The organism is Thalassospira sp. MCCC 1A03138 (assembly GCF_002115785.1).
In the GTDB taxonomy this organism is placed as follows: domain Bacteria; phylum Pseudomonadota; class Alphaproteobacteria; order Rhodospirillales; family Thalassospiraceae; genus Thalassospira.
Window position 1 is genome coordinate 272,795 of record NZ_JFJY01000001.1, and the last position, 24,034, is coordinate 296,828.

A 24,034-nucleotide genomic window follows, 5' to 3' on the forward strand; every position below is an offset into this window, starting at 1 on the left:
AATTCCACAGGAAACATTGATGATCACCAAGCTTACCGTTCTTGCCATCGCACGCGCCAAACCGGGCAAGGAAGCCGAACTTGGCAAACAGCTTCTGGCACTTGTCGAACCGTCGCGCACCGAAGAAGGTTGCATCAGTTACGATATTCATCAATCCAACGAAGACCCGGCGATCTGGATGGCTTATGAAAACTGGCGCTCTGACGAAGACCTCGCCCTTCATTTTGAAACACCATACCTGCGCGCCTTTGGCGCCCTTGGAGATGAATTACTGGCAGAACCGGTCAGCGTTCAGAAATTCACCGTTAAGTCCTGAAGCCTGAACTTAATTCCCGCCTTCGCCTGATCCAGCCCATGTGACCTGAACGGGACCTTTATACGTGCTTTTCGCCTTGTTCCTGTCGGCTTTGACATCCGCCACCATCCTGCCCGGCACGTCCGAGGTGACCTTGGCAGCCCTTGTCTCATCGGGTGATCATGCGGTGTGGTGGCTGATTGTCGTCGCGACGGCGGGGAATGTTCTGGGCTCGTGCGTCAACTGGGGGCTTGGACTTTATATCGATCATTTCAAGGATCGGCGCTGGTTCCCGGTATCGCCAGATGCCCTTGATCGTGCTTCACACTGGTTTGGCAAATACGGGCTTTGGTCGCTTTTGCTGGCATGGCTGCCTATAATCGGGGACCCGCTAACACTCTTTGCCGGTGTCATGCGGATGCGCTTTTTGACCTTTATCGTGCTTGTGACGATTGGCAAGACGGCACGATATGCAATGATTGCCGGTGGCGTGGGCTGGATCGCCAACATACTTGGCTAATCATAATATTCATCAAAACAAACTACACAATAAAATCGAAACGCGAAAATTGTTGAAAATACAATAGCCACATCAATTATATAAAAATATAGTTCATTTGCTAAAATTACGCCCCCATGATTTCATTGAGTGAAATAAAAAAGAGCAATTGTTTATAAATTTCACAAAATGAATGGGAATATATTATGAATATGGAAATTCCAATCTGGGTAAAACCCGCAATCTGGGGCGGTGTTATCGGTGCCGTTGCCATCTCGATCATCGGCTTTAGCGCAAGCTGGGTCGTTTCGAGCAGCACCGCAACCGAAATGGCCAACACGCAAAGCAAGGATGCAGTCATTACCGCCCTTGCCCCCATTTGTGTTGCGCAGTTCAAAACCCTGACCCCCACCAATCAGACCATGCAGCTTGCCGCCCTTAAAGAGGAAAGCTCCTACAAGCGTGATGATTTCGTCGCAGCTCAAGGCTGGGCCACCATGCCCGGCAATGATGCCCCGACCACGGAAATCGCCGACGCCTGTGCAAGTCAGTTGATGAAACTGACAGAAAACTAAGCGGATCCCCTCCCCCGAGGTAATTGATCCGTCCAAGACGGCATCCGCGCCAACTCCCGGATGCCGTTTTTTATGGGCGATCACAACCGGCAGGGCAATATCGTTCAATAAACCCCAAGACCTGCGGCGCATTGTTGCATCCAGCAAAGCCACTAAAAGGATCGCCACCCCATGCTTGCCGCCGCCCCAAGCCTTTATCTGTCGATGGCTGCCTTCGCGCTTGCCGCCTCCATCACGCCCGGCCCGGTCAATATCCTGATCCTGAGTTCCGGCGTGCATTACGGTTTCCGTCCCAGCCTGCGGCTTGTACTCGGGGCCACTAGCGGCTTTTGCCTGCTGCTGCTTTTGATCGGGTTGGGCCTGCATGAATTGCTGGTGATTTTTCCCAACCTGACGACAGTCATTCAATGGGCCGGGGTGGCGTTTTTGCTGTTCATGGCCTTCAAACTTGCCACCGCATCGGGGACGCTTGGCAAAAACCGTGCGGACAAGGGGCCATCAATGATCACCGGGGCATTGCTGCAATGGGTTAATCCCAAGGCATGGCTGGCGGCGGTTGCCGGCATGGGGGCCTATGCCGCCCATGGTGCCCCGGCACTGGTCTGGGAATTCACCGTACTTTATTTCGTGGTCTGTTTTGCCTCGGTCGCCTGCTGGGCCTATGCCGGGGCGTTTCTGGGCCGGTTTTTAAACGATGCCGCCCATATCCGTCTGTTTAACAGGATCATGGCATTGCTGCTTGTGGCAAGTGCGGCCTATCTGATCGTCACCTGATTGGCTCAGGCGACATGCGCCATTGCATAATGGCGCGGCGTGGTTGCCATCAGGCGTTTGAAAACCCGTTGAAAATGCGCCTGATCGGCAAAGCCGCAATCAAGGGCAACGTCAACAATCCGCTCCCCACGCTTTAGGGCATGGCGCGCCTTCTGCACCCGGCAATTGATCAGATAGGCATAGGGTGTCATGCCATGTGCCTGTTTGAACGCGCGCACCAGATAGGATCGCGAAACCCCGATCACAGCGGCAAGGTCATCCAGATTGACGTCTTCGGTGCAATAGGCACGGATATAGTCAGCAACCCGGTCCATTTTGTTTTTATCCGCCGCACCGCCAATCCCACGCAAGATACCGCGCCGATCAAGCGCCACATGCAGATCAGCAAAGAACGATACCATCGTACTTTCCTTGGCCAAACGATCACAATCGGGATCAATCAATGTATCGGCAAGGCTTTGCAGACCGGAATACAGCACTGGACTATGGCTTATGGTGTCGGAAAACATCGCAAACCGCCCGGCGGCATCGGCATCGATTTCCACCTGCAAATCCAGAAGCCATGCCGGATCGACAAACAGCATGTCATAACACCATCCCCCACCCGGCACCGGGTTGCAGCCATGAACATCCTCGGGATTGAGAACAACAACCGATCCCTTGCCGGTTTCATGGGTCTTCCCCCGGTTCCAATAGGTACTGCGCCCGCCCTTGACGATGCCGATTGAAAACGTGTCGTGGCTGTGGCGTTCATAGCAAACATTACGCCCATCATCGACCCGACGCAGCTCGACAAACGACAGACCGGCATCGCGCCAGAAACACTGGTTATCTGATTTTGCCTTGCCCATTGAAACGCCCGCACCATCTTTGGGAATGAAAACGCGAAAATCCGAAGATAGGTTAATTTCCCCGGTGGCACCAGTGGCCGGACCTGATTATAGTCCCCCAAATGTTCGATGATCGTTCTGATCCCACGCCGAAATTCATGCCACCCGACGCACCCGTCATGGTCGTCGGATTGCGTCATGCTGTTTTCCTCTCGCCCGACGGGGAAATAGAAGAATTGCCGCATGGGGCGGCGGCCAAACGGGCGCGATCCCAACGTCCAATCCTTGTGCATACCCCGGCATCGGCACGGCGGATGAAATCCGATCCGTTTCCGGCCCATGACCTTCTGGAACTGTTTGCCTTTGTCCGCCCGGCGCAGTTTTGCGTCCCTACCCCACGCGGGCTTGCCATGGCGACCGGTCAGCGGGCGTCTGATGATCTGATCGGCCAGGCCGAAGCCCTGGCCGAGGCGATGAAACGGTTGTTACAGGAACTTGCCACCCTGCCGCGTGAAAAACGTGCACGTGCCCTTTCCATCGCATGGCCGATGGCACGAGGACATTGGATGTGGGGTGTTCCGGTTCTGGCCGCCCTTGGTGCCGATGGCGACGGGCCGCATAAATTTGCCGTCTATGAAGGGCTTAAAGTCTGGAAGAAAATGGGCGAATGGGCCGAACATGCCCCACCACCGCCGCCCGGCAATATTCCGGTCGATCCAAAGGATGCCCGTGAACGGCTGAAAAAGCTTCTGGGCGAAGGAGCAGAAGAACGCCCGCAACAGGCCGATTATGCATCGGCTGTCTGTTCGGCATTTGCGCCGCGCACCGCCGAAGGGACACCCAATATTGTTCTGGCCGAGGCAGGGACCGGGACGGGCAAGACGCTGGGTTATGTTGCCCCGGCATCGATCTGGGCGCAGAAGAATGACGGGGCGGTCTGGATTTCAACCTATACCCGTAACCTGCAACGTCAGATCGATCAGGAACTTAACCGTCTTTATGACGATCCCAAGGACAAACGCCTGAAGGCGGTTGTCCGAAAGGGTCGCGAAAATTACCTCTGCCTTCTGAATTTCGAAGAAGCCCAGAGACCCTTGGCGCAACAACCCCATCAGGCGATCCCGCTGGGGCTGATGGCGCGCTGGGCATCGCAAACGCGCGATGGCGATATGGTCGGCGGTGATTTCCCGGCATGGCTGACGGAACTGATCGGCAACCGTTTTACCGGTGCACTGGCCGATCAGCGCGGCGAATGCATTTATGCCGCCTGCCCGCATTATTCGCGCTGTTTTGTTGAAAAAACCGTCCGGCGCGCAAGGTCGGCTGAGATCGTGGTCGCCAATCATGCCTTGGTGATGGTGCAGGCCGCCCTTGGCGGGCTTGACGATGCATCAATGCCGACCCGTTATGTCTTTGACGAAGGGCATCATCTTTTTGATGCTGCCGACAAAGCCTTTTCCGCCCATCTGACCGGGCAGGAAGGGGCAGAATTACGCCGCTGGTTACTGGGCGCCGAAAACAAGGGCCAGTCGCGCGCACGTGGGCTTAAACAACGGCTTGAAACCCTGATCATGGATCGGGACGAACTTCGTGATGCCGTCAATGCCGTGATTGTCGCCGCCCAATGCCTGCCCGAACAGGGCTGGCTGATGCGTATTCATGACGGTGCCGAACATGCCAAGGGCCCGGCGGAACTGTTCCTTGCCCATGTTCGGGCACAGGTCATGGCACGTGCCGCCGAAGGCGACCGGGGTTATTCGATTGAAACCGATTGCAAACCGGCCATTGCCCCGGTTCTGGCCAGTGCGGCCGATCTTGATCGTGCGCTGGCCGCCCTTGAAAAACCGGCCAAGGCCCTGATCAAGATCATCGCCCATATGCTTGATGAAAAGGCAGACGAGCTTGAAAGTGCCGAACGCCAGCGTCTTGATGCCGCGATCCGTTCCCTTGAACGGCGTGCGATCATGCAGGTGGCGGCGTGGCGCGGCATGCTTGAAAGCCTCGTCGATGCCACCCCGCCGGAATTTGTCGACTGGTTTGCCATTGAACGGCAGTTTGGCCGCGATTTCGATGTCGGCATGCACCGCCATCATATCGACCCGACGCTCCCCCTGACCGCGGCTCTTGCCCCCTCTGCCCACGGGCTTGTGATCACATCGGCCACGCTCCGTGACGGCACGGGCGATGAAATGTTTGACTGGGGTGTCGCCGAAGATCGCACCGGGGCATCACATATGCCGATGCCTGCGATCCGGGCGGCGATGAAAAGCCCTTATGACTATGCCAAGCAGACCAAGGTTTTCATCATCAATGACCTTGGCCGAGATAACCCCGACCATGTGGCAGCGGCCTATCGCGAGCTGTTTCTGGCGTCCGGTGGCGGCGCGCTTGGCCTGTTTACCGCAATCAACCGTTTGCGCGCAGTATATGACCGTCTGACCGGGCCGCTTGACGATGCCGGGTTGCAGCTTTTGGCTCAGCATATTGACGGTATGGATGTTTCAACCCTGATTGATATTTTCCGGGTTGAACGTGATGCCTGTCTATTGGGTACCGATGCGGTACGCGACGGGGTCGATGTGCCGGGTGATAGCCTCCGCCTGATCGTATTTGACCGCGTGCCATGGCCACGCCCCGATATCCTGCACCGGGCGCGCAAGGCAGCATTTCATGGTGCGCGCTATGACGACATGCTGACCCGTCTGCGGATGAAGCAGGCCTTTGGTCGCCTTGTTCGCCGCGCGGAAGACCGTGGGGTATTTGTGCTGCTTGATAACCGGATGCCGTCGCGATTGCTGGGTGCATTCCCCGACGATGTCAATGTCCAACGGGTCGGCATGCGCGAAGCGATTGAACAGACACGGGCGTTTTTAAGGCCAAACGCCGACAATGGAAATCTGCTAAAGTAATCTGTGCGGGTCAACTTCACCTTACATCTGACAACAAATCAATTTTGCAATACGCCCATTTTCCGCCGAAGGACGCGATATGCATATCTTGTTGATGACCTATGGCACACGTGGCGACATCCAGCCCTTCATTGCTTTGGCGTACGGGTTACAACAAACCGGCCATATGGTTACACTTGCCGCACCTAGGCGTTTCCAATCGTTAGTACAACAACACGGCCTCGCATTTGCGCCCTTAACAGATGCGTTAACAAATCTGACCAGCAATCCACAGTTTGCTAATGCGTCAAATCCGTGCACCGGATTCCTAAAGAAAATAAGCAGCATCGTAAAATTGCGTGCGCAAGGAAGCGACCTTCAAGGTGCGCTTCTTGATGATATTTTTGAAACCATTAATAGGCTCAGGCCAGACAAAATAGTATTTCATCCAAAAGCCTTTGGCGCCTTGGCAATTGCTGATCATTTTGCAATCCCAGCCATTCTGGCCCAGTTGATACCAGCACTTATTCCAACTCGTGCCTATCCGCATATCGGCTTTCCCAATATGGTGGATTGCCAGAAATATAACCTTCTGACAGGGAAGCTTGTGAAGTGGTTGGTTAATCTGTCGTTGCGCAACAGCCTCCGCGATTGGGCATCAAAACGGCATAAAGCCATCCCGTATCAGAAATTTGATATCCTAAAATCACAAAAGTTCGGAGCCATCACGGTTCTAAACGCCTATAGCAACGCCATCATAGCGCGCCCAAATGACTGGCCGAAAAAAGCTGCTGTCACGGGCTATTGGTTTGTAAATGATGCTTTGTACGAGCCAAGCGCCGAAATGACGAGCTTTATCAAAAACAGTCAAAAACTGATCTATATCGGGTTTGGCTCCATGCCCGCCACCAATCCGCAAAAGACCGCCCAAATGTTGATTGATGCGGTCAAACAGGCAAATGTCCAGGCAATCATTGCAACCGGTTGGGGCGGCATTGCTTCCGATGTTGATTGGCCATCCAACATTTATGCCGTTCGGGAAGTACCACACGAATGGATGTTCAAACATGTAAAGACCGCCATACATCATGGGGGGGCCGGAACGTGTGCAGCAGCATTACGGGCGGGATGCCCATCCATTATTGTACCGTTCTTTGGCGATCAACCATTCTGGGCCAAACGGCTTTACACGATCGGCGTTGCCCACCAGTTGATCCCCTCATCGAAGCTTGATGCAAAATGTCTTGCCTGCGCCATAAGCGACATTCTGGCAACACCACAGGTTCACGAAACAGCAAAACAAATTGCCAAACAAATTTCGCATGAAAACGGTGTTGCTACGGCGGTTGATCTGATCCTGAACGGCACAGAAATCGCAGCTTAGCTCTTGGTAACCGTTCGCATTGCCATTGACACCATCAGATAGCTCAAACCTGACGAAATCAGATTAATCCCAAGCAACAATCCAATCGCCCAAGTGGCAGCACTTGGCAATTCCACGAATATTAAAACACCGGCAAGCACTGCTATACCGCCGGAAAACAGCATCCATTTCCAGCCGGGAAACTGGCTGAGCCGGAACGCCATAGCAAGTTCAAGCAATCCTTGCAGGATAAAGGCAATTGCCAGCAACACGGTCAGGGTCACAATCCCGGTCACCGGGAAAAACGCCAGCCACCCACCAACAAGCGCGAACAGAACACCTTGCACCACATCGATCCAGCGGCGCGTTGGCGTATCGGCATTCCACGCGCCGTAAAAATGCCCGACAGCCCCGATGATAAACAACCAGCCGATCACGGTTTTAAACGCAATCGTCGTGGCAAACGGGAAGGCGACGGCAAGAATCCCCAGCAAAAGCAGAACAATCCCGACAGTCCGAAGCCGTTTGCGTCCCTTTTCCAGAAGTGCGCGCATTTCCGGCGTGCCGTCATTTACAACGAGTGTCATGGATCTGTCCCTTTGGTTTCATTTACCGATTTCTTTAAATATGATCCGTCGTTTGTATAAACGCCACCATCAAAGCTTGGTTCCGGTCGATGATATGTTCAGGATATCTGCTTTTCATCCCCAACAAGATCGGCGCGGATATTGCCGGCCAGGGCAAGGCGCAAGGCATTGACGATCGCAATGACATCAATCCCTTCCTGCAGCACGGCACCAGCCACCGGACTGATGTAGCCAATGGCGGCAAAGCCCATGGCAAAGATCGATAACACCATGCCACCGACCACACTTTGCAGCAGAATGCGCCGCATGGTCATGCTGATGTGAAACAGTTCGTCAACCGCCTGAAGCGAACTTTCGGGGATCACGGCACCGGCGGCCTCGGCCGTTACAGAACTGTGTTTACCAAAGGCGATACCAACGGTTGCCACCGCCAGCGCGGGCGCATCATTAATGCCATCCCCCATGAAAAGCGTGGGCGCAAGCGCCGTTTCGCGTCGCACGATTTCAACCTTTTGCTCAGGACTTTGTGAGGCAAGACTCTCATCAATGCCAAGCAGCTTTGAGAGATGACTGACCTCGCTTGCGCGATCCCCGGACAGAAGCATGACCTTGTTGAAATTATGAACCGGCCCGAGATGCCCGACAAAATTCCTGCCATCGGCGCGCGGGCTATCGCGGAAACGCAATGTCGCACCATAGGCACCATCAATCATGATCACGCATTCAAGTCCGCTGGCATCGGGCGGCAGGATTTCGGCCATGGCCGGGTCACTTGCGATCAGCTTTTTGCGGTGGGTCACCGCAATCTCCTGACCATCCACTGCCCCGACCAGCCCCTGCCCGGGCTTTTCTGATACTCGTGCCACATCGCCAAGCGCCAGTTTACGGCTTTCTGCTGCTGCCAGCACCGCGGTTGCCAGCGGATGTTTTGAATACCGTTCAAGACTGGCGGCCAGGCGCAAAACCTCGTTCGCGCCGAGACCGCTTGCGGGCAAAACTTCGACCAGTTCAGGTCGGCCATATGTCAGTGTTCCGGTTTTATCAAAAATTGCCGTTTTACATGTCGGCAACCGTTCCAGAACCGTCGGATCGCTGATCACGATGCCCCGTCTGGCGGCCATGGAAATCGCGCTCATGATCGTGATCGGAATGGCAATCAAAAGCGGACACGGCGTTGCCACGACCAGGACTGCCAGAAACCGCACGGAATCACCGCTCAGATACCAAGCGATAAATGCAACCAGCAAGGCAAACGGGGCGAACCACGCCCCGATCTGATCCCCGATCCGCCGAATTTTCGGGCGTTTCTGTTCGGCTTCCTGCATGACCTGCATGATCTGGGCATAGCGTGACTCACTTGAAAGCCTTTCCGCCCGAATGACCAGAACCGCATCTCCGTTGATCGCACCTGAAAGCACCGATGCCCCTGGCGCCTTGGCCACAACATACGGCTCCCCGGTCAGGTAACTTTCATCCATGGCGCCATGACCATCGACGACCACCCCATCGACCGGGGCAGTATCATGCGGGAAAATCGCAATCAGATCACCGATTAAGATGTCATCAAGGCTGATGTCGGTGATGTTTTCGCCGTCTTTGCGATGCGCCACACGCGGCATCCGATCGGCAAGCGCATTTAACGCCGAAGATGCCTTGCGCATGGCAAATGCTTCAAGAACCTGCCCACCGCTCAGCATCAGGATAATCAGCGCCGCCGCCAGATATTCACCCAACACCACACCGGTGACAAAGGCAATCACCGCCAGAAAATCCGCACCGAAATCCCAGGCAAGCGCCTTTTGCACGATTTCAAAAATCAAAACCCCGCCGCCCAGTGCAATCACTGCAAAAAGTGGCCAATCCATCGCGGCATGCCCGAAAACCGGAACAGAGATCGAAACCGGTATCAAGGCAAAATGGGTGACAATGCCGACCACGGTCAAAATCAGAACCGCCCGGTTAAGACGAACCGCAGACCATATGGGCGTTTTCTGTTCTGGCACAACACCGTGCTGATAGGCAGGCATAGGGGGGGGCTCTCCGCAAATGACCAAAGCAGGTAATGAAGCCTAGCCCCAAACAGGAGTTTTACCGAAAACTATTTGCAAACCGCATGCTGGAAGATTTGCCAACCTTCGTCACAACCGGTGTTTCGAAATCTGAGATAAAATTTTTTGGCTTTCAAAATGCCAAAACACTGTTAGTGCAATTCGTCGCAACCAAGTCAAATCAGCGAATTTCAATTGTTATAGGAACGATTATAAAAAATCGGTGATAAGTGGTTCACACCAACAAGTTTTGACACCCTGCCTTCAAGGGATTATTGAAGGCAGGTATCTTTCCGGAATGGATTGAAAGCCGTGATCAGAACCCGCCAGATATATTCGGCACTCAGACGCAGCCTGTCGGTTGCTGTCGCGTGCTTTTTGCTGGCAAACGCCCTGATGTTCGGCTTTATGCATGCGCCGGTCGCGCTTGCCAATACCCCGGCCGCTGTCGGGGGCAACGCCGATCAGAACTTTATCCCGCTGATCATCTGTACCGCCAATGGCATCAAGACGATATCTGTCCCGGCTGGTGCAACAGAAGAAGGCGGATCATCACCCCACTCCAGTGCCTATGAAGGATTCCAATGCGCGATTTGCGGCCTTGGCAATCATGCGGTCGGCCTGCCCGTCGAACCGGAATTGCCGTTGATCCATCGCGTGCGGATGTCCAATGCGGTCACCGCCCTTCATATCACGGCACGCCTGCATGATTTCTGTCCGATTGCGGCATCGCCCCGCGCCCCGCCCTTTCCCGTCTGACTGTTTCCCGGCCTGATGGATGATGTCCGTTGCCCTTACTGGCCCCGGACCGCCCAGCATGGTCAACTTCAGATTGTTTGAGTTCCGGGTAGGGATCATCGGGCCAATGCGTCCGTATCCCGACAGACCCGCGACCGAATTGGGGATATCGTGATGCCAAACGCATCGGCACATGCCAAAAATGCGCCCAAAGGGACAAGCAGCCTCTATCGCGCTGTCTGGCGCTGGCATTTCTATGCCGGACTTTTTGTTCTGCCTTTTATGGTTCTTCTGGCCGTCACTGGTGCGGCCTATCTTTTCCGTGACGAAATCGATGACTGGGTCTATTCCGACCTGAAATTCGTCAATGTTCTGGATGTACCGCCACTTCCGATCAGCACACAGGTTGATGCCGTGCGCTATTTCGTCGGGGACAAACCGGTCAAAATCGTCACGCCGGCCTCACCGGACCGTAGCACCGAAATCGTCATTGCCACATCGGGCGGTGATCGCCGGTCGATTTATGTCGATCCCTATACAGGGCTGGTGCTGGGATCGATGCCAGATCGCGGCACGATCATGTGGCTGATCCGCCGCATTCACAGTCTGGCCGAATTTGGTACCGTTACCAATTACCTGATCGAAATCGCCGCGGGATGGAGTATCCTTCTCGTCGCGACAGGCACCTATCTTTGGTGGCCACGTGGCAATCAAAGCGGCGGCGTTCTAACCGTGCGCGATATCCCGGCGCGTCGGCGCTGGTGGCGCGATGCCCATGCGGTTACCGGCATTTTCGTTGGCTTCTTTATCGTGTTTCTGGCCGCGACCGGCATGTTCTGGTCAGTATTCTGGGGCAAATATGCCAACGAATTCGCCAATGGCACGCCGAGCGGCTATCCATCGGGTGTTCGCGTCGATGTGCCCCTTTCGACCGTCCCGATGATCAAGGCTTTTGGTGAAACCGGCTGGACCACCGAAAACGCCCAGATCCCGTTATCGGTTGATGGCACGTCAACTGCCAATGGTGGCACACCAACTCCGTTTGGCATCGATGCCGCCGTGGCAAAGTTCGCGGAACTTGGCATTGCGCCCGGCTATGCGATTTCATTGCCAAGCAGTGAAACCGGTGTTTACAGCGCATCAATCTATCCCGATGACCTGTCCCAGCAGCGCGTCATTCATCTTGATCAATATTCAGGTCGGCCTTTGATTGATATGGGATATCAGGATTACGGCATCTTTGGCCGCATCATGGAATGGGCGATCAATGTCCATATGGGTCAGGAATACGGGGTGATCAACCAGATTGTCCTGATGATTGTCTGTACCGCGATTGTCTTTATGGCTGTTTCGGGCGGGGTGATGTGGTGGAAACGCCGCCCTGCGGGGTCGCTTGGCGTACCGCCCTTGCCACGAAGAACAAAAAGTCTGGTCGGAGTCACGGCAATCCTTGCGATTGGCGGCATAATTTACCCGGTCGTTGGGGCATCCATGCTGGTGATCTGGTTGCTGGACTGGTTGTTTGTTGCCCGCCCCGCCCGGGCATTAGGCGCGGCCTAAAGGTTAGACAATGCAACCCGGCCATCCGGCTGGGCAAAAGATCTGGTGTCGATACGCGGCACCCTGCAACATGCCGCGTATCTCCCTTGTGCCATCGGGAGTTCCCCATGAACAACGAAGACGCCTTGAAACATCTTGAGAAACTTGCTGAAAACCCGGCCCTTGATATAGGAGCCAATACCGCCATCGGGCACCACGAAGAGGAAGGCGAATATATCTATCGCATCCTGTCGGGCCTTGTCATGCAATGTCATTATGCCGAAGATGGCGAACGTCAGGTCTGCCGCGTGTTCCGCCCCGGTGATCTGATCGGGCTTGAAACGGTTGTCGAACCGGGTCTTTCACTGATCAGCGAAACCCTGACGCCAACGGTCCTGATGCGCATTCCGGTTGCGCGCATCCGAATGGCGCAGGCGACCAATCCCGAACTGCAACAGGCGATCCTGCGGCTGCTCGCACGCGAGGTTGTCGATGGCTATAACTGGAAGGTCAATCTGGGGACAGGATCGGCGATGCGCCGGATTTGCCGGTTCCTGCTCTGGAGTGCCAAGGATGATCACTGCCCGCTGCCGACACGCGACAAGCTGGGCAGCATCATTGCCACAACCACCGAAACAGCAAGCCGCATGATTGCCGATCTTCGCCGTCAGGGTGTTTTGCGCAAAAGCCGGTCGCGCCCGTCAACGGTCGTGATCGACCGGGATCGCGTGCGCCAGAAGGCCGGTGATTTCTGGGACCACCGCGCCGCGTGATAACGGACGAAACCTGTTGAAAACCGGGAATGCGGTCGCCTGCATGATCAGTGCGGCCGCGTGTTCCCGCCAAAGGACACATCGAACGGCATGGTCACGTTCGATTTCAACAGCACTTCAAAATCGCTGGCCGGGATCGGCTTGCTGAAATAGAAGCCCTGTACCTCATCAACGCCTTCAGAGACGATGCGTTCCAGTTGCATTTCGGTTTCAATCCCTTCGACATTGACCGCCATGCCAAACGACCGCGCCAGGAACACCACCGCGCGCACAATCGCCGCATTGCCATCGCGGCTGTCGAGGTCGATGATAAACGACCGGTCGATCTTGATCTTGTCGACCGGGAAGCGTTTCAGATATGCCAGCGACGAATAACCGGTACCGAAATCATCAATTGCAATCCGGATGCCCTGATTTCGTAAAATGCCAAGCGTGATCGCCGCTTCGCGCGGGTTATCCATCACCGCACTTTCAGTGACTTCAAACTGCAGCTGGGTCGGGTTCAAACGCGACCGTTCCAGAACATCGCCGACACTTTCAATCAGGTCTTCGTGCCGGGCAAGCTCCAGCGGCGACAGATTGACCGAAATCGTCAGTTCGCCATATCCGGCATCGACCCATTGCCGGGTCTGTTTGCAAGCCTGATTAAGCACCCAATGGCCAACATCGGCGATGATGCCCATGCGTTCGGCCACAGGAATGAAATCGACCGGGCTGACCTGCCCGCGGGACGGATGGAACCAGCGCACCAGCGCCTCCATTCCGATGATCTTGTGGTTCGCGATATCAATAATCGGCTGATAGAACAGCTCCAGTTCGTCATTTTCAATCGCATGACTAAGGTCGCGTTCAAGCGCCTTGCGTTCCTGCACTTCGACCTGCAAACGCGGTTCGAAGAAATGATACCGGTTACGCCCTTCCGCCTTGGAACAATAAAGCGCCAGATCGACATTGCGGAACAGGTCCTTTTCATCGCGCCCGTCCTGCGGGAACATGCAGATACCTACCGATGTCGATGCCTGCACCTCGTTCCCGTCCAGCATGAAGCGTTCCGAAACCCGTTCAATCAGGCGCTGTGCAACAAGGGTCACTTCCTCGACCGTGCCCGGATCATGGATCAGGACGGCAAATTCATCCCCGCCAAGGCGCGCGACCACATCCTCGTTGCGCAGACAAACCCGCATTCGTTCCCCAACCCCCTGTAAGAGCAGGTCGCCGATTGGATGCCCAAGCGTATCATTGATGTCTTTGAAGTTATCCAGATCAAACAGCATCAGCACGAAACTGCGTTTTTCATGCTTGCCACGTTTGACCGCGGCTGCAAGGCGTTCCTGAAACAGGGTGCGGTTCGGAAGTCCGGTCAATCCGTCATGATGGGCCAGAAACTGGATACGTGCTTCGCTGCGTTTGCGATCTGTGATGTCGGTGATCGATCCTTCGATCAGAACCGGAACACCTTTGTCATCGCGAACCAGTCGTGCATTTTCCTCGACCCAGATGATCTTGCCGTCGCGTCGGCGCATCTCGGCCTCAAACCCCTGAACCACCCCATCGCGCATAAGCTTACCCGTCAGGCGCAGACGATTGGTCGGGTTCAGGTAACATTGCGAAAACCCGGCTTGGGACACCAGCAATTCATCGGCACTGTCATAGCCAAGGATCGATACGAAGGCCGGGTTGGCAGACAGGATATCGCCAAGCGGACGGCTCTGATAAAGACCTTCGGCGGAATTTTCGAAAATGCCGCGATATTTTTCTTCGGCCCGGCGAAGGGCACGTTCGACCGACAGCTTTTCGGTGACATCCTGCCCGATGCAGATCACGCCCGATACATCGCCATCCTCGCCGAAATGCGCACGCGCATTCCATTGCAACAGGCGAACCTCGCCATCGCGGCGCCGGAATGAAATGACTTCGTCCTTGATGATCTCACCGGAAATCAGGCGTTTGATGCCCTGACGCACCTGATCGCGTTCACCGTCAAGCAACAGGAAATCAAAGAAATTCTGCCCCGCTGCTTCCATCCAGGAATAGCCGAACGTCCATTCGCATTCGCGGTTATATTCCAGAATGCGACCTTCGCTATCAAGGAACAGGATCACGCTGCCCGCAGTCTGGACCAGTGCGCGATAGCGTTCCTGACGGCGGCGCAGATCATATTCCGCCTGACGGCTTTTGGTGATGTCGGTAACGGTAACGCTATACCCCAGAAGCGATCCGCCCTCGCCCCGGATTTCTGTCGCGTTGATCCGCACCCAAAGCTGACTGCCATCCTGACGGCGCATTTCCACATCGCGCGCCTGAATGCCGTTGCCGGATACAAGATCACGGCGCAAATCGCGCAAATCCTCGGATCGGGCATAAAACTTTTCGGGATTGGTCAGATAGGCCTGACGGAGTTCACGGACATTGTCATAGCCAAACAATGTTGCGGCTTCTTCGTTCACACTGGTCAGGGTGCCATCAGCCGCCAGATCGATAATACCATGCACAGCATGTTCAAGGGCACGGCGATAGCTTTCCTCGCGGGTGCGTTCCTGCCCAAAAAGTGCAATCGCATCCTGTGTCGGCAACGGCATGCGTTGCCACTGATAAATCCGCTGCCCGTAATGCACGGTGCGGATGTCATCCCAGTCGGCGATGTTTTCGCCGTCTTCGATCAGGGCACGCTGGCCAGATGGTTTAGTCAGCGACAATGCGCCAGGCAGCCCCATTTCAAGGGCGGCCTGCTCGGCTGCCTTGTTGGAGAATCGCAAACCGCCGTCACGCTCCACCACCAGAACCGGTTGCGGAGAAATCAGAACTCCGGTGCCTGTCGTTGCGTCTGCATCCTGCAGGGCGATGATCCGAATGAAAACCTGTCCGGAAAGTGAAAGCTGCCATGCAAAGAACTGAACATCGCGGCCATCGATTTTATCGACACGTGAAAAATATCCGACGGCATTAAGCGCTTCGGCGCTGATTTCGCGGATGTTTCGGGCGATTTCGGGATGGGTATCAATCTTGTGCCAGGTATCATCGGCAAGGTCGGGTGAAATCGTCTGCACCCACGGCGCATTGACAAGAACGCTCTCGCCGATGGGATCGTAAACCCCCGACGGCACACGAAGATGCCCAATCAACGCCGCAAGAGTCCCCGCAGCATTGCTTGAAATGATAACTCCCATACCCGGCTTATTCGTCATTTTTGTTATCGCTGCGAGACCATAACTTTTACCCCATGCGCTGCAAAGGCCTATTTTATTCCCAAGAGAGAATGCGATGCGTTCTTGACGCTAACATGTTGTAATTTTTTAAGCATTCCCTTCGGTTCACAGCCCCTGCACATGCATGCGCAGCAAGTCCCCCTGTGTTCCGACGCCCAAAGGATGCCCCACATTTCACTACGCAATCATTAAAATCGTGAATATTTAACCGGTTAACTGTTGCCGGAGATCAAATACCGTCTTAGGTTCTATGTCCATCGGAGTTGTCACACGCCATCAACCGGTGCGTCGACGTTTCGCGGGAATACCCGTTAACGGTCAGTCACCCGGAAAAGGAGTAATCATCGTGATCTCACATCAGGACGCCTTGATTTACACAATGGTTATGGTTTCGGCCTCGGATAACGACATCACCGATGCGGAGCTGTCCGCCATGGGGCGTCGGGTTCGCTATCTTCCGATTTTTGCCGGCTTTGACAATGACGGTGTCACCGCGGTTGCGCGCGATTGCGCCAAACTGCTTGCCGAAGAAGACGGCCTGGACAGCACGCTGGACATGATCCGCGAAGCCCTGCCGCGCAAATTGCGTGAAACCGCTTATGTCTTTGCCTGCGAAATTGTCCTGTCGGACAGCGAAATCAGTCAGGAAGAACTTCGTATTCTCGAACTGATACGTCATCGGCTCGATATTGACCGCCTTGTGAGTGCCGCGATTGAACGCGCCATGGCCGCGCGGTATGTCCGCCCCGGCGAGTTTTAGGCAATCGCGCAAAGACGGCACAGAACGACCACATAATTTCCATTCCGACAACATAGCGTCGGCCGATAGTGACGGAACCCGAATGAAACGCGCATAACATCAGGCAAATGCCTTGAATTGCTGCTTTCTTTGTTAGACCGCCATCTTATGGCCGCACCTGCATTTTTACTGCTGCCCGCCCGGTTCAACCAACCGGGATGTTTTTGATCGCCTGATCGCTTTGACCGTCACATTGAAGGCCCACGCGTTGGCCAAAACGAAGGAACACCGTTATGACCGCACTTGCCGGGGAAAATATCGCATTCATCGGTTTGGGATTGATGGGCCGCCCCATGGCGCTCAATCTTGAAAAGGCTGGCGCGATCCTGACCGTCAATACGCGAAATCCCGAAACGCTCAATGCCTTTGACGATCTGGGCGTTGCTACCGCGCCCACCCCGGCCGATGCGGCGGCGGATGCAGATATCGTCATCATCTGTGTCGCCAATACCGAAGCCCTTGAAAACGTGCTGCTTGGCGAGGATGGCGTGATTGACGGCATGGAAGAAGGCACCATCGTTGTCGACATGGGCACGACCGCCATCGACGCCACCCGGCGCTTTGCCGATGCCGTAGAAGAAGCCGGCGGTCACTGGATCGATGCCCCGGTATCAGGTGGAACACACGGGGCTGAAAACGGTACGCTCACCATCATGGTCGGTGCCGAAGAAGAAGATTTTCAACGTGTGCAGCGTGTCTTTGGCGTGCTTGGATCACGCGTCACCCATGTCGGTGAAATCGGATCCGGCCAGATCGCCAAGGCCGCCAACCAGATGATCGTTGGCATCACCATCGGTGCGATTGCCGAAGCCTTTTCCATGGCCGACGAAGCCGGTGTAGATCTGGGAAAATTGCGCTCCGCGCTGACCGGCGGCTTTGCGGATTCCGCGATCCTTCAAAAGCACGGCGAACGTATGATCGAACGTAATTTCGAGCCAGGTGGCAAGGTCGTGACCCAGCGCAAGGACCTGTATCAGGCGCTTGAATTTTCCGAAGGCGAACTGGGCCTTGAACTGCCCTTCTCGCGGCTCGCCCTTGAACTATACGAAGAACTGATCGAAATCGGGGGCGGTGATCTTGACCATTCCGCCCTGATCAAGATTTACGAAGAAGAATGACATTTAAAAAGCAGAGCGACCTTGGGCGACCCTGCTTTTTGCAAGCCAGGCAGCGCCTCATCCCGGCAGATTCGATCCAATTCGGTACAGGTAAAGTATATCCGATTCCGACTGCATCGGGATTTCCCCGAAGGCCTGCCAGCCGGGAATGGCAAAGGCGCGTGAAAGAACAATCCCGCCCGGCGCCATGCGCTGATTTAGCACATCGCCGACATCAGCCATCACGCGCGGATCAAGGAAGCACACCACAACATCCCCCGGATCCTGATCACGCTTTCGAAAATCCGCGCGCACCAGCGACAGGTTTTCAAGCTGCGCTAGCCGCGCACGAATACGGCTGACCGCATAGGGCAGCGGCGATAATTCAACCCCTGTCACCGTGATGTCGGGTCGGGCGCGCGCAATACTGATTGCCAGGTCTCCCCATCCCGATCCGAAATCCACCACACGGCAGGGCTCATTGGGCAGGTAAGATATGATTTCGTTACGTGCCTTGCGGCCGCTCGGCATCGGTACCGTACGCAACCGGATGGCATAGATCAGGATCAGCGCGATAACGACGCCAAGAATGATAAGGATGGATAATTCGCTCATGGGCCAGCTAACCAATCTTTCTGATCTGTGCTAGGTTGGTGTCTTACTCCTGCCACAGGGCATTGTCCCCGGCAAGTTTTCACCCATCCAAGCGGGACAACCATCGCGCCATGAGCCAAGACGCAAGCAACCGTATCGACGAACTCGAAATCCACATCGCCCATCTCGAAAGCTCGATACATGACATGTCCGACATGATCAAATCGCAGTGGGACCGGATTGACCTGCTGGAACGGCGCAACAAATTAATGGCCGAAGATATTAAACGGCTTGTCGATTTTCTGCGTACATCACCAGAAGATGATGCACCTCCGCCTCATTATTAATGGTGCCACGAACTGGCCCCGCCAACCCCAGAGATGCCCGTGACCAATCCCTATCTCGACATCCCGGTGTTCGACGATTTCGCCAAGGTTCTTGACCCGTCGATTTATCGCGAACTGCCCGATGACTGGTGGGTTGGCACATCCGATATCGTCGGATCGACCAAGGCGGTCGAAGCAGGCCGTTACAAGGAAGTCAATATGGTCGGCGCGTCGGTCATTGCCGCAGCCACCAATGCCATCGGACATTCGGATTTTCCATTCATCTTTGGCGGGGACGGTGCCGCGATTGCCTGCCCACCCGACAAGGTTCCCACTGTTCGGGATGCCCTTGCCGCAACCGCCATCTGGGCAAGCGAAGAACTGGGTTTTGATTTGCGAGTTGCCTTGGTCCGCATCGACGAAATCCGAAAAAGTGGTCACAACGTCCGGGTTGCCCGTTTTCTCGCATCAAAAAAGCTGGCCTATGCGGTATTTTCCGGGCGCGGCATTTCCTGGGCCGAAGAACAGATGAAACAGGGCCATAACCTGATTACCCCGGCGCCGTCTGGCACGCAGCCCGATCTGACCGGACTTTCGTGCCGATGGTCGCCGATCCGGGCGGAGGATGGATGTAAAATCCTGTCACTAATCATGCTGCCCCGCGATGATCGCGTCCGTTTTGACCGTTGCGCAAACGCCCTGTTTGGCATCCTTGAACAGGACCGTCGCGACAGCAATCCGGTCCCGGAATCCGGCCCCGATTTCCGGATTGGCTGGCAAAGCCTGCGCCTCGAAGCACTGGCAACACAGGGAACCGAAGGATCAAAACTGCGCGCATGGTGCAAGGCGCTTTTCGTCTCCTGCGTTGCCCTGTTTCTGTTTAAAACTGGCCGGAATCTTGGCGACTTCGATCCGGTGCATTATCGCGAACAAACCAAACTCAATACTGATTTCCGACGCTTTGGCGATGGTATCTGGTTGACTGTCAATTGCACCACACCACAAACAGAACAAATCGAAACGTTGCTGTCGGATGCCGAAAACAATGGTGATATCTGGTTTGGGATAAAACAGCAGGACGAAGCGCTGATGACCTGCATCGTTCCCGATATTGCAACGGACTCCCACCTGCATTTCCTAGATGGAGCCGATGGCGGTTACACCGCGGCGGCCAGCATCTGCAAAGCAAAGATGAGAAAGCTTCCGACACAACCAAATCATGCAGAACTCGCATCAACTTAACGACACCGATGCTTTTCTTGCATCAGAAACCGGTTTGCGCGATCCTGAACCATCTTTTGTGACAACAGGTGACCGTCATGGATACCCGCGAACTTCAGGCATTGATCGCCGTTGCCGATGAAAAATCCTTTCATGGGGCCGCCGCCCGCCTTGGCCTTACGCAACCTGCCATCACGCGCCGCATCCAGCGCCTTGAAGAACGCATTGGCACACAGCTTTTTGACCGGTCATTGAAACCATTGCAACCGACCCCTGCCGGGCATCGTGCATTGGCCGAAGCCCGTGATCTTTTGCGCCGCCTTAACGGTTTCACCGAAAGCATCACTGGCAACAATGCCGTGACGGGTCCCTTCCGCCTGGGCGTCAGCCACGGGGCAGCGCCTCTGCTGGCGGCACCTGAACTGCGCGACCTGCACACACGTTTTCCTGACATGTCGCTTACGATCAAAAGCGGCTGGTCAAGCGAGCTGTTGCCGCTGATGCGACGGGGTGAAATTGATGCCATGCTGTCGCTGGATGGTCCACATGGCACAATCGGCGGGACCGATGTCCGAGATATTCCGGCAAGTCTGCGCGCGCAAAAGCTTCTTGATGACCAAATCGTTGCCATCGGACCACGATCAGCCAAACACCACCCGAAAAACATTGCCGAACTGGCCGAACATCCAATGGTTCTGATGCCTGATGGCTGTACTTTCCGGGCTCTTGGCAATGCGTGGGCACGTCAGAACGGGGTACAGTTCAAATCCGTGCTCGAAGTTTCCGCCCTTGAATTGCAGATCGAAATGGTCGCCGCCGGTGCGGGATACGGCATCATGGCACGGCGGTTCTGCATGCACAGTCCGGCGGCAAACCGCATTCGCATCCTTGATATTCCAGGCATGAACTGGGATATGGGGATCATGCTGATCCGCCGTCAGGCCAATACCGATCTTGATGATATCATTGATACCGTTGGCAAAATTGTCGTCGAAGCCGGGGCCATATCTGATCCGCCGGCAGATAATAATGCGCAAATGTTATCAGCATAATAAGTCGAATGAATTGGACGCATTGCGCCATCGCGTTCAAAATCGGAACAATTATTGAAATCCGCTCCGGAGTAGCCCGATGAGCCCCACCCTTCGCACCGCCAGATGGTTTCCCTGGCTTGTTCTTGTCGCTGGCTGTCTTGTCCTGGCAGTCAATCTTGGGATCCGACCGTCGCTTGGCCTGTTTATCCCCGATATGCTGACGGCCACCGGTTGGAGTGCTTCCACCTTTGGTCTGGCCTTTGCCATTCAGAACCTGATGTGGGGTGTTGCCGCCCCGATTGCCGGTGCCCTTGCCGATCGCTATGGCACAACCCGCACCCTGATCGGCGGGGCACTGTTTTATGCGCTGGGTCTGTATCTGATGGGGACTTCGACCTCCCCACTTGAACTGCATCTGACATCAGGCTTCCTGATCGGGGCGGGTGTCGGTGCGACCAGCTTCCCGGTCATTCTGGCCGCCATCAGCCGTGCCTTTCCGCCGAGTAAACGCAGCTTCGCCCTTGGTCTGGCATCCGCCGGGGGATCGGTCGGCCAGTTTGTCATGGCCCCGACAACCCAGTTTCTTAATGACGGTTATGGCTATGTCACCGCCCTTGCAATTCTTGCCGTCATGTCGATGATCATCGTGCCCTTTGCCTTTGCGCTTACCGGCAAGGCCGAAGCCCACGGCCCCAATTCGGGTGGTACTGATCTTGGCCCGACCGGGTTGGTCGCGGCCTTTCACGAGGCGCGCAAACATCGTGGCTTCCTGCTTTTGAATGCCGGCTTCTTTGTCTGCGGGTTCCATATCGCGGTGATCGCAACCCATCTGCCAACCTTTACCCAGCTTTGCGGATTGCCCGGTTCGGTCGCGGCACAGGGACTTGCGATTGTTGGCCTGTTTAACATTGTCGGCACCCTGACGGCTGGTTGGGCGGGCGGCAAATGGCGCAAGAAATGGGGCCTGTCGTTTATTTACGGCATGCGCGCATTGGTCATTCTGATCTTTATGATTGCCCCCAAAACGGCTGAGACCATCTGGCTGTTCTCGGCGGTGATGGGGGCCTTGTGGCTGTCAACCGTGCCTCTCACTAGCGGCATCATCGTGCAGGTTTTCGGCCCGCGCTATATGGCAACGCTGTTTGGCATTGTCATGCTGTCCCACCAGATCGGTGCGTTCTTTGGCGCTTGGATGGGTGGGGTCATCTTTGATCTGACCGGCAGTTTCGATGGCGTCTGGATCGCTTCCATCGCGCTTGGCATCTTTGCCGCCCTCGTGCATATGCCGATTGACGACAAAGCCCTTCGGGTCGAAGCTAACGCCTGACCAGTGACGATCCTTAGTAAGCAAAAGCCGTGACACAGACAGTCTGTGTCACGGTTTTCTGATATCAGACCATCGTCACAATGATCTTGCCGCGGGCCCGGCCCGATGCTTGCCGGGTAAAGGCATCGCCGAACTGATCAATTGGCACGGTCCGGTCGATCAGGACCTTCACTTTATTCTCGTGTATCGCTGAAACAACCCGCGCCAACCGTTCCCCGTCAGACATATGAAACACAAACTGCGCATTGACATTGTGCGCATGTGCCAATGCCTCGTCCGGCGGGGCAACAAGCGATAGCAACCTACCGCCGCTTCGCAGAACACCGAACGATTTTTGCTGTGTTTTACCGCCGACGGTGTCAATCACCAGATCGATATCCGAAAGCATTTCCGCAAAATCGGCGTGTCGATAATCAATCACCTGATCTGCACCCAATGTTCGGGCAATGTCGATCCCGTCCCCAGATGCGGTTGCAATCACGCGCGCACCTGCCGCGCGGGCGAACTGGATGGCAAAGCTACCCACCCCACCTGCCCCGGCATGGATCAGAACCGTCTGCCCGACACCAAGATCACCCAGCTCAAACAATGCCTGCCACGCCGTTCCCGCCGCCGTCGGAATGCCTGCGGCCACTTCAAACGGCATGTCTTCGGGCACCTTCACAAGATAATTCGCCGGAACACAGGCGAACCCGGCAAAGGCACCACCTGCGACCGGATCAAGCCGGGCAATAACCTTGTCACCCTTCTGCCAGCCAGTCACATTTGCCCCGACATCCTCAATCATACCGGCAAGGTCGGCCCCCACCGTGTATCGAAATTCGAGCGGGAAATAGCCCTGCAACACGCCGCTTTGCAATTTAATATCAAGCGGATTAAGTGCTGCTGCTCCCACCCGGACCAGCACGTCCTCCGGGCCGATTTCCGGTGTGGCAATATCGCGGATGACAGGTGCGGTATTGTAATCATCAAGTCTGATGGCTTTCATTGCGCGGCCTCCTGCTCGGTGATTGGCCATGCGCCCACCTGATACAACCAGCCAAGCCAGTCTTCCAGATGCCATGTATGGGTCACCTTGCCGCTTTCGACATAATGAAATTCGTGAATCGGCATGCGAAAAGCCCTACCTGTCGGCGCAATCCCGAACCATTCGCCTGAATGTGTGCCGGTGATTTCGGCGCGCACGGCAACCCGGCCCGGTCCGCCAATCATTTCGTGGACGATGATTTTCACGTCTGGAAAGGCCGCATGAAACGCCCTGATCAGCGGCTTCATACCGTCGCGTCCCGGCTCCTGCCCGGGGGCCAGCGGGATATCCTGCCAATCACGAGTAACCGCCTCATCCAAAAGGTCGGCACCTTCGCTGAAAGCCCGGTACAGTGCTTCGATGGCCTTGCGATCCGGGGCTGATACCCCGGCAATCGCGGGCGTATTGATTTGATTCGTCATTTTCATTTCCCATTCAGGATTGTTGGATATGGGGAAATGCTACCGACCCTCTCGACATACTTGAAATCAATA

Annotated in this window: 22 protein-coding genes and 1 pseudogene; 16 read left to right on the forward strand and 7 right to left on the reverse strand. The window is 55.4% G+C overall.

What is annotated here, in order from left to right; all coding sequences use genetic code 11:
- Positions 1–19 precede the first annotated feature (19 nt).
- The 4 genes from TH468_RS01340 to TH468_RS01355 all read left to right on the forward strand — a co-directional run bounded on the left by TH468_RS01340 (position 20) and on the right by TH468_RS01355 (position 2,143).
- Positions 20–316 carry a putative quinol monooxygenase gene (locus TH468_RS01340; RefSeq protein ID WP_210402198.1) on the forward strand — a complete coding sequence of 99 codons (297 nt, stop codon included), beginning with the start codon at positions 20–22 and terminating at the stop codon, positions 314–316.
- A gap of 64 nt (positions 317–380) precedes the next feature.
- Entirely contained in the window at positions 381–815 is a 435-nt protein-coding gene (locus TH468_RS01345) for a YqaA family protein (RefSeq protein WP_085641892.1), read from the forward strand.
- Positions 816–1,000: 185 nt separating this feature from the next.
- Positions 1,001–1,369 carry a hypothetical protein gene (locus TH468_RS01350; protein WP_085641893.1) on the forward strand — a complete coding sequence of 123 codons (369 nt, stop codon included), beginning with the start codon at positions 1,001–1,003 and terminating at the stop codon, positions 1,367–1,369.
- Between the two features lie 171 nt (positions 1,370–1,540).
- Positions 1,541–2,143, forward strand: coding sequence for a LysE family translocator (locus TH468_RS01355; protein WP_085641894.1), 603 nt, complete (start codon positions 1,541–1,543; stop codon positions 2,141–2,143).
- 5 nt (positions 2,144–2,148) lie between these two features.
- On the opposite strand, the gene TH468_RS01360 is transcribed toward TH468_RS01355, so the two are convergent.
- A complete protein-coding gene (locus tag TH468_RS01360) occupies positions 2,149–2,994 on the reverse strand; it encodes an AraC family transcriptional regulator (RefSeq protein ID WP_085641895.1) in 846 nt (281 codons plus the stop codon).
- A 101-nt stretch (positions 2,995–3,095) separates the two neighbouring features.
- Between TH468_RS01360 and TH468_RS01365 the strand changes: the two genes are divergently transcribed.
- Both TH468_RS01365 and TH468_RS01370 read left to right on the forward strand, forming a co-directional pair.
- On the forward strand, positions 3,096–5,882 hold the full coding sequence (locus TH468_RS01365; protein WP_085641896.1) for an ATP-dependent DNA helicase: 2,787 nt from the start codon (positions 3,096–3,098) through the stop codon (positions 5,880–5,882).
- Positions 5,883–5,961: 79 nt separating this feature from the next.
- Positions 5,962–7,245, forward strand: coding sequence for a glycosyltransferase (locus TH468_RS01370; protein ID WP_085641897.1), 1,284 nt, complete (start codon positions 5,962–5,964; stop codon positions 7,243–7,245).
- Here TH468_RS01370 and TH468_RS01375 read toward each other — a convergent pair.
- Both TH468_RS01375 and TH468_RS01380 read right to left on the reverse strand, forming a co-directional pair.
- On the reverse strand, positions 7,242–7,811 hold the full coding sequence (locus tag TH468_RS01375) for an HdeD family acid-resistance protein (protein ID WP_085641898.1): 570 nt from the start codon (positions 7,809–7,811) through the stop codon (positions 7,242–7,244). The two genes, TH468_RS01370 and TH468_RS01375, sit on opposite strands and share 4 nt — an antisense overlap.
- Positions 7,812–7,909: 98 nt before the next feature.
- Positions 7,910–9,838: a heavy metal translocating P-type ATPase gene (locus TH468_RS01380; RefSeq protein ID WP_085641899.1), complete on the reverse strand. Its 1,929-nt coding sequence runs from the start codon at positions 9,836–9,838 to the stop codon at positions 7,910–7,912.
- 333 nt (positions 9,839–10,171) lie between these two features.
- Here TH468_RS01380 and TH468_RS01385 point away from each other — a divergent pair, with 333 nt between their 5' ends.
- From TH468_RS01385 to TH468_RS01395, 3 genes are all read left to right on the forward strand, one after another.
- Positions 10,172–10,618 carry a DUF2946 family protein gene (locus TH468_RS01385; RefSeq protein WP_139192148.1) on the forward strand — a complete coding sequence of 149 codons (447 nt, stop codon included), beginning with the start codon at positions 10,172–10,174 and terminating at the stop codon, positions 10,616–10,618.
- Between the two features lie 153 nt (positions 10,619–10,771).
- Positions 10,772–12,157, forward strand: a complete 1,386-nt coding sequence (locus tag TH468_RS01390) for a PepSY domain-containing protein (protein WP_085641900.1) — start codon at positions 10,772–10,774, stop codon at positions 12,155–12,157.
- 107 nt (positions 12,158–12,264) lie between these two features.
- Positions 12,265–12,909, forward strand: coding sequence for a Crp/Fnr family transcriptional regulator (locus TH468_RS01395; protein WP_085641901.1), 645 nt, complete (start codon positions 12,265–12,267; stop codon positions 12,907–12,909).
- Positions 12,910–12,956: 47 nt separating this feature from the next.
- Here the strand turns inward: TH468_RS01395 and TH468_RS01400 are convergent, their stop codons facing one another.
- A complete protein-coding gene (locus TH468_RS01400) occupies positions 12,957–16,094 on the reverse strand; it encodes an EAL domain-containing protein (RefSeq protein WP_246832181.1) in 3,138 nt (1,045 codons plus the stop codon).
- Between the two features lie 367 nt (positions 16,095–16,461).
- Here TH468_RS01400 and TH468_RS01405 point away from each other — a divergent pair, with 367 nt between their 5' ends.
- The 3 genes and pseudogenes from TH468_RS01405 to TH468_RS21960 all read left to right on the forward strand — a co-directional run bounded on the left by TH468_RS01405 (position 16,462) and on the right by TH468_RS21960 (position 18,032).
- On the forward strand, positions 16,462–16,875 hold the full coding sequence (locus tag TH468_RS01405; protein WP_007090469.1) for a tellurite resistance TerB family protein: 414 nt from the start codon (positions 16,462–16,464) through the stop codon (positions 16,873–16,875).
- Positions 16,876–17,129: 254 nt separating this feature from the next.
- Positions 17,130–17,636 (forward strand): annotated as a pseudogene (locus tag TH468_RS21955) (NAD(P)-dependent oxidoreductase); the annotation flags it as partial.
- Positions 17,619–18,032: an NAD(P)-dependent oxidoreductase gene (locus TH468_RS21960; protein ID WP_256376251.1), complete on the forward strand. Its 414-nt coding sequence runs from the start codon at positions 17,619–17,621 to the stop codon at positions 18,030–18,032. The pseudogene TH468_RS21955 and the gene TH468_RS21960, both read left to right, overlap by 18 nt.
- A 57-nt stretch (positions 18,033–18,089) precedes the next feature.
- Here TH468_RS21960 and TH468_RS01415 read toward each other — a convergent pair whose 3' ends face one another.
- Entirely contained in the window at positions 18,090–18,626 is a 537-nt protein-coding gene (locus TH468_RS01415; RefSeq protein ID WP_085641904.1) for a cyclopropane-fatty-acyl-phospholipid synthase family protein, read from the reverse strand.
- Between the two features lie 110 nt (positions 18,627–18,736).
- Here TH468_RS01415 and TH468_RS01420 point away from each other — a divergent pair, with 110 nt between their 5' ends.
- The 4 genes from TH468_RS01420 to TH468_RS01435 all read left to right on the forward strand — a co-directional run bounded on the left by TH468_RS01420 (position 18,737) and on the right by TH468_RS01435 (position 22,513).
- Positions 18,737–18,952: a SlyX family protein gene (locus TH468_RS01420; protein ID WP_007090472.1), complete on the forward strand. Its 216-nt coding sequence runs from the start codon at positions 18,737–18,739 to the stop codon at positions 18,950–18,952.
- Positions 18,953–18,985: 33 nt separating this feature from the next.
- Positions 18,986–20,173, forward strand: coding sequence for a DUF3095 domain-containing protein (locus TH468_RS01425; RefSeq protein WP_085641905.1), 1,188 nt, complete (start codon positions 18,986–18,988; stop codon positions 20,171–20,173).
- A gap of 77 nt (positions 20,174–20,250) precedes the next feature.
- Positions 20,251–21,204, forward strand: a complete 954-nt coding sequence (locus TH468_RS01430) for a LysR family transcriptional regulator (RefSeq protein ID WP_085641906.1) — start codon at positions 20,251–20,253, stop codon at positions 21,202–21,204.
- A 79-nt stretch (positions 21,205–21,283) separates the two neighbouring features.
- Entirely contained in the window at positions 21,284–22,513 is a 1,230-nt protein-coding gene (locus TH468_RS01435; RefSeq protein WP_085641907.1) for an MFS transporter, read from the forward strand.
- Between the two features lie 64 nt (positions 22,514–22,577).
- Here the strand turns inward: TH468_RS01435 and TH468_RS01440 are convergent, their stop codons facing one another.
- Positions 22,578–23,501 (reverse strand): NADP-dependent oxidoreductase, encoded by a 924-nt coding sequence (locus tag TH468_RS01440; protein WP_085641908.1) that lies wholly within the window; start codon positions 23,499–23,501, stop codon positions 22,578–22,580.
- The gene (locus TH468_RS01445) at positions 23,498–23,962 is read right to left on the reverse strand and encodes an ester cyclase (RefSeq protein WP_085642418.1); all 465 of its coding nucleotides are present in this window, start codon (positions 23,960–23,962) and stop codon (positions 23,498–23,500) included. The genes TH468_RS01440 and TH468_RS01445 overlap by 4 nt, the downstream gene beginning before the upstream one ends.
- Between the last annotated feature and the right edge of the window lie 72 nt (positions 23,963–24,034).